Below are 15,888 nucleotides of genomic sequence, written 5' to 3'. Positions count from 1 at the left end.
ACGATGAATAGCTTACGACATACACTTCGAGCAAGTCTTGTATTCGGAGGAGGAGCAGCTCTCTTGCTCCTCCTTTTCTTTATTCATATCGGGCAAGGACAAGCAAACATTTCCTACAGTATGATTATCGATGCTCTTATCTCACCGAATCAATCACTAGAGCATCAAACTTTAATCATGCTTCGATTACCTAGAGCTGTAATTGCCATTTTAGCTGGAGGTGCTCTTGCTGCATCTGGGGTCATTTTGCAAACATTAACAAAAAATCCACTTGCTGAATCAAGCACAATGGGAATTCATTCAGGTGCATATTTCTTTCTCGTAGCGGCTACAATTTTCTTACCGAAAGGTTTGCAAATTAACTCACTTCTTTTCACATTTATCGGTGGAGCTATTACTGCTTTATTTGTATACCGTATTTCTGGTGGAAAAAAGGGAACCCCACTTAGAATGGCACTAGCTGGTATGGTCGTTACATTAATGCTTTCTGCCTTTACCGGAACGATGCAGCTTTTCTATGAAAATGAAACAGCTGGTTTATTTTTATGGGGAGCTGGATCTCTTATTCAAAATAACTGGGATGGCGTTCAATTCGCTTTTCCATTTATTATTATTTCTTTCCTAGTTTTATTATTCATGTCTCGTAAGCTCAACATTCTCCTACTAGGTGATGATGTTGCTGTTTCTCTTGGTGAAAAAACCGCAGTAACACGTCTTATCGCCTTCATTGCTGCAATCTTTTTAACAGCAGTAATTGTTACTGTTGTTGGACCAATTGGTTTTGTTGGCTTAGTTGCACCTCATTTAATGCGTCTTATTGGCTATCGTCAACATTTTACACTTCTCCTTTCCTCCTTCTTATGGGGAGCCATTTTATTACTTGGAGCAGATGTCGTTGGTAGACTGATAGATCCAACTGGTGCAGAACTTCCTGTTGGGGCAGTTACGGCAATGATTGGATCACCTTGGCTTATTTATTTAGTGTATCGAATGATGAAGTCGAAACAGTATATGAACGATAACGGTGCGAATGCAGCTGGGGCTAGTTCCCGCTATCATTCTTATAAAAAGGTAATCATTATATCTATCGTACTTTGTATTGTGACGATTTCTCTTGGCGTTGTAATCGGTAGCAACTCTTACATCGAAAGCATTACAAATGCCATAACGGGACAATTAACACAATTTGATAAAAATATGATGATGAATCTTCGTTTACCAAGAATGCTCGTTGCCGCTATCGCTGGTGCATGCCTTGCAATAAGTGGACTTGTTTTCCAAGGCATATTACGAAATCCACTTGCCGATCCTTCTATTATTGGTATTTCGTCAGGAGCTGGTGTTGGTGCCTTAACTATTATGTATGTCTTTCCTGCACTTCCCGGTTTCTTCCTACCAATTGGTGCATTTATCGGTGGATTACTTGCAGTTGGAGTTGTTCTCTTCTTCTCATGGAAATCAGGATTTAGTCCAACAGCTCTTGCTTTAATAGGGATTGGTATTTCAGCTCTCGGCTCAGCGATTATTCAAATCTTTATCGTTAAAGCGAATTTGAATGTTGCTGCTGCATTAACATGGTTATCAGGCAGTACATATGCAAGAGGATGGAATCACTTAGAAAATATCATTCTATATCCATCTCTTATTCTTGTACTCATTATTTTTTTCTTAATGAAACAACTTGACGTTCTTGTACTTGGAGACGATTTAGCAACTGGACTCGGGCAGCCGGTACATAAAACGCGCCTTGCTCTAATTGTTTTAGCAACACTACTTGCATCTGTAAATATTGCAGCTGTCGGTACAATTGCCTTTTTAGGTCTTGTTGCACCTCACTTAGCACGAATCGTTGTTGGAATGAATCATCAAAGATTATTCGTTTGTTCCGCTCTATTTGGAGCAATTCTTCTTTCTGTTGCTGACTTACTAGGACGAACAATTGCATATCCGAAAGAAATTCCTTCTGGTCTTGTCGTTGCTGTACTTGGTGCGCCTTATTTCTTATGGTTAATGAGGAAGAGCGGGAAGAAGGTTAGTTAAAAAGAGGCTTCTTTGGCCGTCCTATGCCGAATTCTATATTTTTAATGACGCTTATTAATCATCAAAATCACCACCGCGGACAAATGACAGTTTTAATGCGACAAGCTGGCTTAACAGTTCCTGGCGTTTATGGCCCTGCAAAAGAAGAATGGGCTGCGGCTGGAATGGAAGCTCCCAAAATGTAAAGACAGAAAACGACAAGGCGTTTACATACCTTGTCGTTTTCTGTAACTTGTTTCATGTGAAACTATTTTTTCTTATTCTTGTCACGCTGTTACATCTTCCCTCTCTATATTTTTAATTCCGTAATATGCAATCGCAACTCCAATCGCTGCAAATGCTAATTGAAGGGGAAGAAAGGTCGCTATAGGAAATATTGGTGGGTTATTAATTGCAATTAGTACAACGATAATAGACGAAACAATAGTAGTTGGCACTGAACGTTTACGCATTCCGAAGTATAGAGGAATTAAGCTTATTCCAGCAGTGGCAATGGCTAAAGGAACGAGATTTATCCCTTCTTGCATCAATTGATCTACTGTAAATGGATTAGGAAGAATCGAAAAATAACTATCTACCCCATAGAAAATTCCTACTACAAAAATATTAGATAAAATAACTGTTATGAATGTTAATATTGCTGTAATAGCCAACTTACTAATCATTATTTTCTTTCGATTAATTGGATAAGAAAACATGAGTAATATTGTTTTGTTTTTATATTCATCAATTATTAACTTAGCTATTAGTACAGCACCAAAAATAATAAATGTTGCTCTTACTATTGAACTAGCCATTAACAAAATCGCCTGCGGATCTCTTATTTCTGGATCTCCCTCTATTTGAGAAACGATGCTAACAAAAATCAATAATGCCAGTATAACAAGATTTGCAATTACTGCTCTCTTCACGTACCAGCCAAGTTTAAATTTCTTCAGTTCTAGCTTCATAAGACGTAGCATGATGGTCCTCCTCCCGGTTAAGACTTAATCAATATAGATTGCTCCTGTTTTACTTAAAATCTTCACTTCATTTGTTGCATCACCGATGATTCCTTCTATTATCTTTTCAGTATTCTTGTCTTTCTTCAATCCGTTTACATTCACCATTATGTCATTCGAATTACTTTTAGCTGTAAGTTTCAATGAAGCTGGAACACCTTTATACCTTACGCCAATATCTCCTGATTTTGTTTCTACAAATAATGATTTTCCTTCTGTCATATCTTTCAGTAATACTTCACCGGATGTTGAAGTGATGTTCATATTTACGTTGTTTACATTTGTTATATAGTTATCACCAGTCGTAGACTTTATATTTAACTCTTGTACTGAACTATCTTTTACAGCTACCTCTCCATTTTGCGAGATAAATTCACCTTTCTCTGCCGATAGTCCTGCAATCATTTCATCTCCAGACTTGCTTTTTGTAACGATACTTTTTACTACTATATTGCTTATTTTCACATCCCCCGATTTATTATTTAATACAATTTTATCTATTTCTTTCTTCGGAATAGCTATAGATATACTATTTTTCTTCCTAAACGTAAAACCATTAAAAAATCTGGTCGCCTTTTGTTTTTGTTTAATCACAATTTTCTTTCCGTCATTTTCTATTTTGATAGGTTCTAAATCGTTATCTACTCGTTGACCTTGAGCAGAAATTACTATTTTGTTACCATCTGTACTTTTAAATTCAATATCCCAGTTCTCACTATCCACTTCTATTTCTTTTATATTATTTATCTCAAAAGACTTTTCTTTCTTAAAATCTTTCCCCTGAAATGTCTTAAAACCAAAAACCACACTAGCAATTGTCAGAAATAAAATTGCAATTACTATTATTTTTTTCAACATTCATACCCCAGTTCGTTGTTGTTTTAAACTTACTTTACACCACATCGACCTTGTCGATTTTACGATATGAAAGATAACTAATAAAAATCCCTAATAAACAGAGCACTATTGGGATAGCTATAAAATTATAAAAACTTACTTGATTGTTTCCAATGTTACTGTTCATTATCATCCCAATTATTACTGCAGAAGTAATCGTTGTCGGTGCCGATTTCTTTCTCATCCCAAAAAATAAAGGAATTAAACTTATACCAGATATCATAAATGCATTTATAAAAATAGCCGGAACGGTAGCTATTATTTCACCCATCGTAACAGGCGTTTCAATTACTCCCATCATTGGATTCATAAAAAATATGAGCAAACTAATAGTGAAAGTAGCAATAATCATGCTCACAAAACAAAAACTAAAAACGATTGTTAATTTCGCCCTCATTAACATTTTCCTTTGCAATGGATACATAAACAATAGTTGCATTGTTTTGTTCTTATACTCATCAATTACTAAACGTGATAAAATGACCGAACTAAAAATAAGAAATGTCATCCTAATAAAGATGTTTGCTAAGATCATATATTTTGTAAAATCAGTGAGCGCCGCATCTCCTTCACCTTTCGCTCCCAACCCCATAAGACTTACCGCAGCAAAAATTGCTATAATACAAATTGCTACACCTTTAAAGTAACTAGATAATTGATGTTTCTTCCATTCGAGCTTCATTAGTTTAAACATATAAACCACCTCCATTAAGCATGAATACCTTCCCCATCCATCACATTTAAGAAATACTCTTCCAAGGAACTATGTTTCTTATTAATACTTTCAATTTCTACATCGTTCATAATAAGTGCTTTTGAAATAGCTTGCTGAGACGCTGCCGTATCATACACACGAATCATGTTTCCACTCATTATTTTGTAATTTTTTATACCGAGTTTATCTTCTAAAATATAAGCTGCACGTTTCACATCAGGAACAGTGATTTCAATGTACTCTGTTTGTTTTCCATTAATACTCTTCATCGAAACTTCTTTTATTAGTTTCCCATTTTGAATAACACCAATTGTATCTGCCATTTGTTCCATCTCGCCTAAAATATGACTAGAAACTAATAAAGTAATGCCATATTCTTTGCAGAGCATTTTAAATAAGTCTCGCAATTCTTTAATACCAATTGGATCTAAACCGTTAATCGGTTCATCTAAAATGAGTAGCTCTGGTTTTGTCATGATTGCCCTTGCAATACCGAGCCGTTGTTTCATCCCTAATGAGAAATCTTTTACTTTTTTATTATCTATGCCGTGCAGTTTCACTAAATTTAAAGCATAATCAATTGCATTTTTATCGTAATAGCCCATATATTCACAATGTAATTCTAAGTTTTCCTTCGCCGTTAGTTTCTCATAAAAAACCGGATATTCAATAATTGTCCCCATTCTTTTTAATACTTCATAAGAAGTGTCTGTTAACTTCTCACCGAAAATTTCAATATCTCCGCTCGTCGGTTTAATTAAATTCGTAATCATTTTCATAATCGTTGTTTTACCCGCACCGTTCGGTCCTAAAAAACCGTAAATCTCTCCTCTGTTCACATGCATATTAACACTAGAGATAACTTCTTTTCCTTCGAACACTTTCGTTAGCTGATTCGTTTTTAATATATATGTCATATCACTTTCTCCTTTCGCACTACTTTATATTTCTATAATAGACAACGGAAATCTCTTTTTTCTTACCCGTTTCTTACAAATTCCTTACGCTAAAAAAAAGCTTGTAGAATCTACTTCTCTACAAGCTAAAACTGCATTTTTGTTAATACAACTGTAAAAGTCGTTTTTTCATACGGCTTACTAGAAAGATGAATTTCTCCATCCATCGCTTCCACAAGTCTTTTCGTAATCGTTAAACCTAGACCGCTTCCTTGGTACAATTTATTTCTCGAATCTTCCAGTGTGTACATACGCTCAAACACTTTATCAATATGAGATTCATCAATTCCTTTTCCTTTATCCCATACATCTATATACACTCTTGTTTCATCATCTCTTACAGTCATACCGAGTGTCTTTCCATCGTCTCCATATGTAATCGCATTTGATATTAAATTATTTAACACTCTGCCTAATACTTCTGTATTTCCAAGTGCATATATATTTCTTTCTGGTATATCAATATGAACATGAAAACCTTTCGTCGTCACTAAATCATAAAAAGATAAAATTTTTTCGCGACAAACTTCATTCATATTTACTTTTGTTATCTCGATTGCCTTGTCACCGGATTCTAATTTTGCCAAATCAAAAAACTTATGAATGAGCTCCATCACTTCTAATGTTTTCACATGCACTTTTTCAAGTAATATTTGCTGTTCTTCCTCTTTTATCGTTTTATCTTTATTTAACATTTCTGTATATCCAAGAATAACTGTTAGTGGTGTTTTTAAGTCATGCGAAATATTTGAGAGCATTTTTCTCATCGAAATTTCTACTTTCGCATGATCTGCATTCGTTTTCTGTTTTGCATCTAATAAATGATTAATTGCCACTAATAACTTTTGCAACTCTAGATCATCTGTCATAACGAGTAACTTCTCACCTGTTTTTTCATGTACAATGTCTTCTAATTTTTCATATGTGTATCGTAAATTTTTGTTACTAGTTTTCCTCATTTTATACTGTATGTAAACCACACATAACAATATAAAAATAATGCCCATTAACAGCTTGACCATATTACATCACTTCCAACTTATAGCCGATGCCCCATAATGTTTTAATATATTCTGGATTAGATGGATCACTTTCAATTTTCTCACGCAATCTTCTCATATGAACATTAATAACGTTATCGTCACCGTAATACTCTTCATTCCAAACTAACGTATATATTTGTGCTTTTGTAAATACACGGTTTTGATTCTTTACGAACAGTTTTAAAATCTCAAATTCTTTTAAAGTAAGTTTAAGAGGCTTCCTATTTTTTTCTACAGTAAAATTGATTGGATCAATTGTTAAATCACCGATTTGAATCATCTTTTCTATTGTTTCTGTAGCCGAATATTTCGTAGATCTCCGAATACCTGCTTTTACACGCGCAGCCAATTCAATCATAGAAAACGGCTTGCAAATGTAATCATCTGCACCAAGTCCTAACCCAACAGCTTTATCAACATCTGTATCTTTTGCTGACATCATTAAAATCGGAACTGCACTGTTTTCTCGAATAATTCGCATAACCTCTAAGCCATCTAACTTTGGCATCATAATATCGAGGATAATCAAATCAAATGAACCTTTTAAGAATGCGTTAACTCCTTCTTCTCCATCAGATGCGATTGTAACTTGAAAACCTTCTTTTACTAAATATGTTTCAACCATCTCTTGAATTGAGATATCATCTTCAACTAATAAAATATGATGTGACATATTTCTATCCCCTTTTTACAAAGATTAACATTTCAATTGTATCGCAACGAATGAATGCTGGAAAGAATTATATGAATTTTCAAACCAACTTCCCTTCCTTCCTTAACAATGATATGATGAAATTCACTACGATTGTTCATAATTAACTTTATATAAAGGAGACTTATCATGTCAGAAAACAAAAAAGTAAGCTTAGCTGATTTAATGCGCGAACAACTTGCAAAGAAAAAGCAAGGAAATGGAAATGGTTCAAATAATACAAACCAAAGTCAAGCAACGAAAAAATTACAAAACCAACAAACGAAGAAAACAAACAACCAACGTAGACGTACTGGTGTATAAATGAACGGGCAAAAACGATCTAACATCGCGCCAGGTCTTGAAGTTGATATTGTATTAAAACAAGACCAACGAACTGGTAAGTTAACACGTGGAATTGTAAAAGATATTTTAACAAACTCACCGTCTCATCCGCATGGCATTAAAGTGCGATTGCAAGATGGGCAAGTTGGTAGAGTACAAAATATCGTTCAATAAGAAAAAGGAGCTCAAGTAAACTCGAGCTCCTTTTTCTTTATTACCCTTTAATTTTCTCGATGAAGACTACTTTTAAATAATCTCCCTCTTTAAATTGATCAATTGTACGGAAATCTTCTGGTAAAGAATGTTCTTCTAATATTTTATATTTGCCGTTCATTTCTTTAAATGCTGTATCGATAAATCCTTTAAACTTTTTCATATCGAATGCGCTACAATTTGTGGAAGCAACAATAATACCGTTATTCTCTGTAATCGCAATCGTTTCTTTTAATAAGTTTTTATAATCCTTCGCTGCACTAAATGTATATTTTTTCGAACGTGCAAAACTCGGAGGATCTAGTACAACCATATCAAATTTCATCTTTTTCTTAGCTGCATATTTAAAGTAAAGAAATACATCTTCTACAATAATATCTTGTGCTTCGTAATCAATTTCATTTACACTAAACTGCTCAATCGTTTTACTTAAACTACGATTTGCAAGGTCAACACTCGTTGTTTTACTCGCTCCGCCAAGCGCTGCAAATACAGAGAAAGCACCTGTGTAAGAGAACATATTTAACATCGTTCTTCCCTTTGCATATTTATCACGAATTTGTTTTCGAACGTTACGCTGATCTAAAAATACACCAACCATCGCTCCGTCATTTAAATATACAGCAAAGTTTACACCGTTTTCTTTTACGATAAGCGGGAACTCACCGCGCTCTCCTGCTACGAAATCATCACCTTCAATGTATTTCCCTTTCGTATCAAAACGCTTTTTCTCATAAATACCTTTAAAGTTTGCTACTTTTTGAAGAGCTGCTACAATCTCATCTCTGAAAGTATAAATTCCCTCACTATACCAGCTCACCACGTAAAAACCGTCATAATAATCGATAATTAAACCGCCAAGACCGTCTCCCTCACCATTTAGGACACGGAATGCCGTTGTATCATTTGACTTATAAAAATGTTTTCGTTTATGTAAAGCAGATTTGATTTTACTCTCAAAGAAATCCTGATTAATTTGCTCTTTCTCTTTTCTCGTTAAAATCCAACCGTATCCTTTATTTTGCTTTCCATAATAGCCTTTTCCGATGAATTGGTTCTTTTCATCTACTACTTTAATAATAGTCCCTTCTTCTCGGACATCATTTAAATTTTGAATTGCATCTTTTAAAATAAGCGGGTATCCACTTTTAATTTCTTTTATAAATTTCGGTTTTATTTTTATAGTTACTTCAGATCGCATGTAATGTCTTCCTTTCCATTTGAATGCTTTCTATTAGTAGGAAGCATATAAAAAAGAGGCTAAAAAACAGCCTCGTTTCACTATACCATATTATTGCTTTGCTAGTACAACTAGCTCATCTCCTGGCATAACTGTTATATATTTATACAATGTTGAAAAAGTAAGACTCCCGTCACTATGACGAATAAATAAAACTATATCTTTCGAATCTCTTTCTTCCTTATCTATCTTTTCTTCTTCCGTAACATGTATCGTTTTAAATGTATAACCATCTTCAATTTTCCGATTTAATTCTTCATAAATTTCATTTTGACCAAACAGTAAATGTGCTTTTTTCGAAAGAGAGATACGCTCTTGTTCAATTTTCTCCACATCATGAATTGGGAGTAAAAATGTATTATGATGTCCAAACTGTGGAACATACGTATTTGCAACTAGGACGTTATACGAATCCGTATCGGTTACTGCAATTAAATATTCATATTGGTTCATATCAACTTCAAATTGTAGTTGCTCTGAGAGAATTTGGCCATTATAGGTCTTAATCCCTTTCACCTTCGCACAGTGTAGATGTTCTTCTGATACATCTACAATCAAGCTTGGAATCCCCATCTCTTTACAGTGTGACGCAAAGGCAGATGAGAATGTACTTGCACCTGAAATCAAGATCCCCGGCGGCTCTGTATTCGCCAAACCTAACTTTTTCGCTAAAAATCTGATTGAGAACCCGTGAGCACAAACCGTCGTAATAACGAGCGCAAATGTAAGTGCCGTTAATATAGACGCATCTTTATAACCTTCTTGTAATAACTCCGTCGCGAAATAACTAGAAACAGTTAATGCAACAATACCTCGCGGCGCAATCCAACCAACTAACGCTCTTTCTGATTTCGTTAATTCTGTTCCAATTGTCGATATCCAAATTGATAAAGGACGAACGACAAATAGCATCATACATACAAAACTTATAATAGGCCAGCTGAAAATCTCCATAATAGTCGTCCTTGGAAGCGATGCTGTTAATATAATAAAAACAGTCGATGTTAATAGCACTGAAATATTTTCGTTAAAATGACGAATGTCACCGATGGATGAAATATACTTCTTCATTCGCGCAAGCGTAATCCCCATTACTGTTACAGCTAGCATACCGGTTTCATGCATCACTTCATCCGCAATACCAAAGCATAATAATACTGTAACAAGCAGAATCGGTGCTTTTAAATATTCTGGTACTTTTCCTTTTAAAATCATATAGCTCATAAAAATACTAAACGCATACCCAAGTATCATTGCAAATAATGAACCAGCAAAGAAATAGAGTAACGTATGTAATTGTACATTTTCTTTCGTTAAGAAATTTACAATTTGAAAGGCAAATACAGCAAGCAAAGCTCCAAATGGATCAACGATAATCCCTTCCCATTTTAAAATTGCAGCTGTTCTTGGCTTTAATCGTGCTTGGCGTAATAACGGAATAATTACCGTTGGGCCTGTCACAATAAAGAGCCCTCCAATAATAAATGCAACCGCCCACTCTAATCCGGCAACGTAATGTGCAGCTAGTGAACCAGCTATCCATGCGATAAATGCTCCAAGTGTAACAATACGGAATACCGGTTTTGATAGCCCCCTCAGTTCACGTATATCTAAACTTAAACTACCTTCAAATAATATAATGGCAACAGAAAGTGATACGAGCGGACTAAAAACATCACCAAGTACCTCTTTTGGGTTAATGATGCCAAAAACGGGACCAATTAATAAACCAGCAACTGCCATAACCACGATAGCAGGGAGCTGAAAACGCCAAGCAGTCCACTGCGAAGCGACACCTAACGTAATAATAATAACGATACTAAGTAACAATGATTCAACCATAATACCCTCCTTGTTCATAGTATTGCGAAAGCAAAGTATAAACCATACTTTGCATCTACATATTTTCATTTAATTCTATTTATATAATATATAACCAAGTTAAATATATAGTCAACATATTAAAAAGGAAGATACTGTACTTACATAAAAAACATTGTCATAACTTAAGATTACCATTGACAGTGAGAGTGATTTTCATTATCATTTAATGTATATGAGTTCTTGAAAAATAAAGTTACATTTATAGGAGGAATAAACATGATTATTGTTACAAATACAACTAAGATTACAACGGGCAATGGGCATAAATTAATTGAGCGTTTTAATAAAGTAGGTAAAGTTGAAGCAATGCCAGGATTTTTAGGCCTAGAAGTTCTTTTAACACAAAATACAGTTGATTATGATGAAGTAACAATTAGCACTCGCTGGAATGCAAAAGAAGATTTCCAAGGTTGGACAAAGAGCGCTGCATTTAAAGATGCTCACTCACATCAAGGCGGGATGCCAGAATATATTCTTGATAACAAAATTTCTTATTATGATGTAAAAGTTGTACGTATGCCAATGGCTGCAGCACAGTAAACATATTTCTTTTTTTAAGTATAGAATATGAGGGGGCGTTACCACTCCTCATATTCTATACTTTTTTATTTAATGTCTTTTTACCAGTTTCGCATGCACTACTAATCTTCCTGCCTCTGGATCAAGCGCATAGTCACATGTAGAAAGTGTTACAATTTCATCATTAGCTGTCAATTTCGTATCCGTTTTGTAGAGTGATTTCTCTTGAATTTGCTTTAAGAACGATGTATATACTGCATCGCTTTCAAAATCCGTTTCAATGTAATAGAAGTCTGTTGTTGTCGTATATACTGAAAAAACCTCAACGTCGTATCCTTCAAATAATGTATCGTAATATAATTTACGATGGGACATGAAGAAGTCTTCATCCAGCATCTTTTTTAAACTCCCAAACATAGAACCGTCCTTCATACGATGACCATATAAAATAGTATTTCGATTTCGAGAATTCACATCATTGCGATGATCCATAAAGATACTTCCCGCCCGCATGTCCTCGCCTTTATAATTACGATACAAATAGTAATCATTATCCTTCGCTTGAACAATTGGATAATTAATTTGCGTATCATCCATCGTAATCCATCCAACTATCTCTGGATTAATTTTCTGGAGAGCTTGAAACTGTTTGCGTACTTCTCCGTCTTGTGATTTTTCCTCCATTGGACTTCTTTTATAAATATGTTGCGCCTCAGCCATTACTTTACGATTTTCATAATAATCCATGAAAATTCCACCCAATTCATACATTGAATAGAAAAAGATTCCTAAAAACACAATTGTAAGTATTCGTTGAAAAAAAGAATTCTTTTTCCGTTCTTTCTTACTATTCAAATTATCACCTCAAAACGGATTATGCTTACCCTTTAGATTCCCATCGGTACCATGTATAATCCTGTATCTTTATCCTGCTTTACAACGACATCTACACCATATATTGCTTTAACCATTTCTTCTGTTATTACATCATTAGGATTACCTTTCGTAACAATCTCTCCATCTTTCATAACGATAATATGATCACTGTAACGAATGGCTTGATTAATATCATGTAATACCATTACAATCGTTAGTCGATGCACTTCATTTAACTCTTTCACTAACTCTAATATTTCTAGCTGATAATAAATATCTAAATATGTTGTCGGCTCATCTAAGAAAAGCATTGGTGTATTTTGAGCTAATGTCATCGCAATCCAAACTCGCTGTCTCTCTCCGCCAGATAAAGCATGAATTGGCTTATCACGCTTACTTTGTAAATTCGTACATGCTAGTGCATGCTCAATCGCTTCTCTATCTTCATCTGTTTGCGAAGAGAAAATATTTTTATATGGCATACGACCAAAGCTTATTAGTTTTTCCACTGTAATATCTACTGGCGCCTCATTTTGCTGATGGACAACTGCTAGCTTTCTAGCAAACTCTTTCGGTTTATACTCACTAATCGCTTTCCCATCAAGTATTACTTCTCCACTGCTAGGAGCATGATTTCTAGACATAACACCAAGTAATGTTGATTTCCCGCAACCATTTGGACCAATGATTGTTGTAATTTTCCCAATTTCTATTTCACTACTAACAGACTTTAAACGATTTGTTACATTATCGTATGAAAAGGTTACATTTTTAATTTCCATGAACTTTATCACTCTTTCTAAGCAAGAATATTAAGAATGGGCCACCAATAACCGCCATAATTGTTGCTGCTGGAATTTCATTAGGTGGCACAATTAACCTCCCGACCGTATCTGCCGTCAAAATTAATAACGCACCTGCAAGCGCAGAAAATGGAATCAACACCTTATGATCTGAACCGACTAATTGTCTTGAAATATGAGGAACAAGTAACCCTACAAAAGCAATAACTCCCGCAATCGCTGTTGATACAGCTGCCAGCAGCACCGCAATAGCAGAAATAATTAAACGGACTCTCGTTACATGCAAACCTAAGTTTTTCGCAGTCTTATCTTGTAGAGATAATAAGTTACACCACGCCCCGACAAACAACGCGAGTATAAGGCCAATCGTCCCGTAAGTAACAATTATTTCTACATCCCCCCACGTCTTCATCGTTATGTTAGACGTCGTAGTTTGTTTAATACTTTTAATAAAATATCCACAAATCGTAACGAACGATTCATTTAATCCAGTGAACATCGCATTAATCGCAATACCAATTAAAATAATACGAAGTGGACTTAAACCAGACTTCCAGGAAAACGAATAGACGAGATAACATGCAAGCGCACCACCTAAAAAGGCGAATACTGGTGTCCAGAAAAAGAATTGCGGGAATAACGTAATAATAACAAGTGTCATAAAACTTGCTCCTGAAGATATCCCAATTACCCCAGCATCAGCAAGTGGATTTTTCATAACAGCTTGAAAAAGCACACCCGAAACCGCAAGAGCCGCTCCAGTGAACAGTGCAATAATAATACGCGGGAAACGCAAATCTTTAATTACTTCAACATCTTCATTTGTCCTTGTAAATATTCCTTTCACAAGCTCAACAATACCTACTTCTAAACTCCCTTTCGTTGCTGACAACACTGTCATAACAATGAGTAATACAGTAACAATGAAGAAACTCCAAAATTTTTTATTCATTCCACTCGTCCTTTATATTCAAATGCATCACGGATACATCATTTTCTTCAATTCATCTAATGCTTCAATAGCCGCTAAATTACCTGTCGTTCCAAATAAACGCTCTTCTAAATCGTAAACACGATTGTTTTTCACTGCCGCGAAGTGTTTCCAAATGTCATTTGTTTTAAATTCTTTATCGAACATTTTTACAACTTCATCAGGCATACCGTGCGCTGCTCGTAAAATAATGTCTGGATCAGCTTTCTTTAAATACTCTGTATTAGAAGCTAAATACTCTACTTGTTCACCTTGTACAATATTTTTACCACCTAGTTGTTTCACTAAATCACCAATATAAGAATGTTCTGTTGCTACTAAATAACTTCCCGGCACCCCTAATAAAATAAGCACTGTCGGTTCTTTCTTTCCTTTTACTTCTTTTTGAATACTAGTAACCTTTTTATCTAACTTAGTTACTACTTCTTCAGCCTGCTTTTCGCGTCCATATTTCTTACCTAAATCACTAATTGAATTTTTCATATTTTTTAAACTTGTTAAATCTAAAAAGTTTGCTTTCATACCCACACCATCAAAAACTGGCTTTAGTTCATATTCAAGTGTTGTCACAGATAATACTTCTGATGGCTTTAATGATTTTACCTTCTCCATATCCGGACTCATCGGATTCCCAACTTCAGGTAAACCTTTATATCGCTTTGGTAAAGTTTTAGAACTTGTTGGAACACCAACTAAATCTACTTCTAACACATCCATAATTTCAGTAACAGCAACTGTCGTTGCAACAATTCTCTCTTTACTCTCACTCTTTACCTGCTTCGCTGTTTCTTTTTTTGGTGATGAGCACCCAGCTATACTCACTAACAGAATGATAGCCATTAGTACACTTGCGATTTTCTTCACTCTTAATCACCACTCCTTTCCAAACAATATGAAACAAGTCTTGATGCATGCGGACATGCATCAAGACTCCAAAAATTACAATCTACCTGCTCTATATTTGCGAATTAGTAAAGCAAGTGAACCTAGCAGTAACACCATGTATAAACCTAGTTGTGCTGTATCTGCTGTTTTTGAGTTTTTCTCTTTTTTCGCATCATTATTTGTATCTTCGTTTTTCTTTTTACCATCTGCATTTCGGTTAAAATCAGGAGTACCTACTGTTTTTACATTATCTACTTTCGGTGTAGTCACTGGATTTTTCGGATCATTCTTTGGATCCTCTTTAATAGTTCCTACTGCACCAATATTATTTGTATCAAATTGGATTTGTACATCGTAGAAATGGTGGTAGTTCATCTCATTGATGTCTACCTTTACTTTTGCATTTAATTTTTCAAATAAATCTTCTACTTCAAACTGTACTACTCGCGTATTTGCATTTTTATCTTCGCTTATTACTTTTGCATCAGCAAATAGTCCCTTGTTTTCCGTTTGGAACTTCGTAATCCACGCACTATTTTTCAGCGTCATCTCAATATATTTTTTACCATCTTTTACGATTAATTTCGCTGGATTTACAACATAGTCATTCATCTTTGAAATCTCATCTGTTTTATCTTTTAATACTTTAAATGTAATATCATATTGACCATCAACTAAATTTTTCGGATCAACTATTACTTTCGGTTTATTGTTTCCGCCTTGGTTTTCGTTCCCACCTTGGTTTTCGTTTCCGCCTTGGTTATTGTTCCCACCTTGGTTTTCATTTCC

The 15,888-nt window shown here is 34.9% G+C and carries 17 protein-coding genes and 1 pseudogene; 5 read left to right on the top strand and 13 right to left on the bottom strand.

What is annotated here, in order from left to right; translation table 11 throughout:
• Positions 1-3: 3 nt before the first annotated feature.
• Positions 4-2,040, top strand: coding sequence for a Fe(3+)-hydroxamate ABC transporter permease FhuB (gene fhuB, locus COI75_RS05485; RefSeq protein ID WP_001087209.1), 2,037 nt, complete (start codon positions 4-6; stop codon positions 2,038-2,040).
• A gap of 8 nt (positions 2,041-2,048) precedes the next feature.
• A pseudogene (locus tag COI75_RS05480) lies at positions 2,049-2,225 on the top strand (DinB family protein); the annotation flags it as partial.
• An 81-nt stretch (positions 2,226-2,306) separates the two neighbouring features.
• Here COI75_RS05480 and COI75_RS05475 read toward each other — a convergent pair.
• The 6 genes from COI75_RS05475 to COI75_RS05450 form a co-directional block, all read right to left on the bottom strand.
• Positions 2,307-3,002, bottom strand: a complete 696-nt coding sequence (locus COI75_RS05475; protein WP_000945194.1) for an ABC transporter permease — start codon at positions 3,000-3,002, stop codon at positions 2,307-2,309.
• A gap of 24 nt (positions 3,003-3,026) precedes the next feature.
• Positions 3,027-3,899: a DUF4097 family beta strand repeat-containing protein gene (locus COI75_RS05470; RefSeq protein WP_000913811.1), complete on the bottom strand. Its 873-nt coding sequence runs from the start codon at positions 3,897-3,899 to the stop codon at positions 3,027-3,029.
• Between the two features lie 34 nt (positions 3,900-3,933).
• Positions 3,934-4,632, bottom strand: a complete 699-nt coding sequence (locus COI75_RS05465; protein ID WP_000475545.1) for an ABC transporter permease — start codon at positions 4,630-4,632, stop codon at positions 3,934-3,936.
• Positions 4,633-4,646: 14 nt separating this feature from the next.
• Positions 4,647-5,570, bottom strand: a complete 924-nt coding sequence (locus tag COI75_RS05460; RefSeq protein WP_000221059.1) for an ABC transporter ATP-binding protein — start codon at positions 5,568-5,570, stop codon at positions 4,647-4,649.
• A 125-nt stretch (positions 5,571-5,695) separates the two neighbouring features.
• A complete protein-coding gene (locus COI75_RS05455; protein ID WP_000239859.1) occupies positions 5,696-6,631 on the bottom strand; it encodes a HAMP domain-containing histidine kinase in 936 nt (311 codons plus the stop codon).
• A 1-nt stretch (position 6,632) separates the two neighbouring features.
• Entirely contained in the window at positions 6,633-7,325 is a 693-nt protein-coding gene (locus COI75_RS05450) for a response regulator transcription factor (RefSeq protein WP_000018050.1), read from the bottom strand.
• A 168-nt stretch (positions 7,326-7,493) separates the two neighbouring features.
• Here COI75_RS05450 and COI75_RS26800 point away from each other — a divergent pair, with 168 nt between their 5' ends.
• On the top strand, positions 7,494-7,667 hold the full coding sequence (locus COI75_RS26800) for a hypothetical protein (RefSeq protein WP_001293584.1): 174 nt from the start codon (positions 7,494-7,496) through the stop codon (positions 7,665-7,667).
• On the top strand, positions 7,668-7,862 hold the full coding sequence (locus COI75_RS05440) for a YwbE family protein (protein WP_001014310.1): 195 nt from the start codon (positions 7,668-7,670) through the stop codon (positions 7,860-7,862). It abuts the gene before it with no gap.
• Between the two features lie 40 nt (positions 7,863-7,902).
• Here COI75_RS05440 and COI75_RS05435 read toward each other — a convergent pair whose 3' ends face one another.
• Positions 7,903-9,102, bottom strand: coding sequence for a class I SAM-dependent rRNA methyltransferase (locus COI75_RS05435; protein WP_001255947.1), 1,200 nt, complete (start codon positions 9,100-9,102; stop codon positions 7,903-7,905).
• A 90-nt stretch (positions 9,103-9,192) separates the two neighbouring features.
• The gene (locus COI75_RS05430) at positions 9,193-10,983 is read right to left on the bottom strand and encodes a cation:proton antiporter (protein ID WP_000230348.1); all 1,791 of its coding nucleotides are present in this window, start codon (positions 10,981-10,983) and stop codon (positions 9,193-9,195) included.
• A 258-nt stretch (positions 10,984-11,241) separates the two neighbouring features.
• On the opposite strand from COI75_RS05430, the gene isdG reads away from it, so the two are divergent.
• The gene (gene isdG, locus COI75_RS05425) at positions 11,242-11,565 is read left to right on the top strand and encodes a heme oxygenase (RefSeq protein ID WP_000587828.1); all 324 of its coding nucleotides are present in this window, start codon (positions 11,242-11,244) and stop codon (positions 11,563-11,565) included.
• Positions 11,566-11,634: 69 nt separating this feature from the next.
• Here isdG and srtB read toward each other — a convergent pair whose 3' ends face one another.
• The 5 genes from srtB to COI75_RS05400 all read right to left on the bottom strand — a co-directional run.
• Entirely contained in the window at positions 11,635-12,399 is a 765-nt protein-coding gene (gene srtB, locus COI75_RS05420) for a class B sortase (RefSeq protein WP_001086116.1), read from the bottom strand.
• Positions 12,400-12,431: 32 nt separating this feature from the next.
• Positions 12,432-13,202 (bottom strand): ABC transporter ATP-binding protein, encoded by a 771-nt coding sequence (locus COI75_RS05415; RefSeq protein ID WP_000403756.1) that lies wholly within the window; start codon positions 13,200-13,202, stop codon positions 12,432-12,434.
• Positions 13,192-14,175, bottom strand: a complete 984-nt coding sequence (locus tag COI75_RS05410; protein WP_001034603.1) for a FecCD family ABC transporter permease — start codon at positions 14,173-14,175, stop codon at positions 13,192-13,194. The genes COI75_RS05415 and COI75_RS05410 overlap by 11 nt, the downstream gene beginning before the upstream one ends.
• Positions 14,176-14,202: 27 nt before the next feature.
• Positions 14,203-15,078 (bottom strand): heme ABC transporter substrate-binding protein IsdE, encoded by an 876-nt coding sequence (gene isdE / locus COI75_RS05405; protein ID WP_000717364.1) that lies wholly within the window; start codon positions 15,076-15,078, stop codon positions 14,203-14,205.
• 75 nt (positions 15,079-15,153) lie between these two features.
• Positions 15,154-15,888, bottom strand: a 735-nt coding sequence (locus tag COI75_RS05400) for an NEAT domain-containing protein (RefSeq protein ID WP_098448253.1), incomplete at its 5' end; no start/stop codon positions are given.

Origin of the sequence: Bacillus cereus (genome assembly GCF_002564555.1) — a bacterium.
GTDB classification, from domain to species: Bacteria; Bacillota; Bacilli; order Bacillales; family Bacillaceae_G; genus Bacillus_A; species Bacillus_A cereus_K.
This window is presented reverse-complemented; position numbering and strand designations above follow the sequence as displayed.

Excerpts from the sequence above, each read along its gene's own strand:
- fhuB (WP_001087209.1), top strand. The coding sequence starts at position 4 with ATGAATAGCTTACGACATACACTTCGAGCAAGTCTTGTATTCGGAGGA.
- COI75_RS05475 (WP_000945194.1), bottom strand. The coding sequence starts at position 3,002 with ATGCTACGTCTTATGAAGCTAGAACTGAAGAAATTTAAACTTGGCTGG.
- COI75_RS05470 (WP_000913811.1), bottom strand. The coding sequence starts at position 3,899 with ATGTTGAAAAAAATAATAGTAATTGCAATTTTATTTCTGACAATTGCT.
- COI75_RS05465 (WP_000475545.1), bottom strand. The coding sequence starts at position 4,632 with ATGTTTAAACTAATGAAGCTCGAATGGAAGAAACATCAATTATCTAGT.
- COI75_RS05460 (WP_000221059.1), bottom strand. The coding sequence starts at position 5,570 with ATGACATATATATTAAAAACGAATCAGCTAACGAAAGTGTTCGAAGGA.
- COI75_RS05455 (WP_000239859.1), bottom strand. The coding sequence starts at position 6,631 with ATGGTCAAGCTGTTAATGGGCATTATTTTTATATTGTTATGTGTGGTT.
- COI75_RS05450 (WP_000018050.1), bottom strand. The coding sequence starts at position 7,325 with ATGTCACATCATATTTTATTAGTTGAAGATGATATCTCAATTCAAGAG.
- COI75_RS26800 (WP_001293584.1), top strand. The coding sequence starts at position 7,494 with ATGTCAGAAAACAAAAAAGTAAGCTTAGCTGATTTAATGCGCGAACAA.
- COI75_RS05440 (WP_001014310.1), top strand. The coding sequence starts at position 7,668 with ATGAACGGGCAAAAACGATCTAACATCGCGCCAGGTCTTGAAGTTGAT.
- COI75_RS05435 (WP_001255947.1), bottom strand. The coding sequence starts at position 9,102 with ATGCGATCTGAAGTAACTATAAAAATAAAACCGAAATTTATAAAAGAA.
- COI75_RS05430 (WP_000230348.1), bottom strand. The coding sequence starts at position 10,983 with ATGGTTGAATCATTGTTACTTAGTATCGTTATTATTATTACGTTAGGT.
- isdG (WP_000587828.1), top strand. The coding sequence starts at position 11,242 with ATGATTATTGTTACAAATACAACTAAGATTACAACGGGCAATGGGCAT.
- COI75_RS05415 (WP_000403756.1), bottom strand. The coding sequence starts at position 13,202 with ATGGAAATTAAAAATGTAACCTTTTCATACGATAATGTAACAAATCGT.
- COI75_RS05410 (WP_001034603.1), bottom strand. The coding sequence starts at position 14,175 with ATGAATAAAAAATTTTGGAGTTTCTTCATTGTTACTGTATTACTCATT.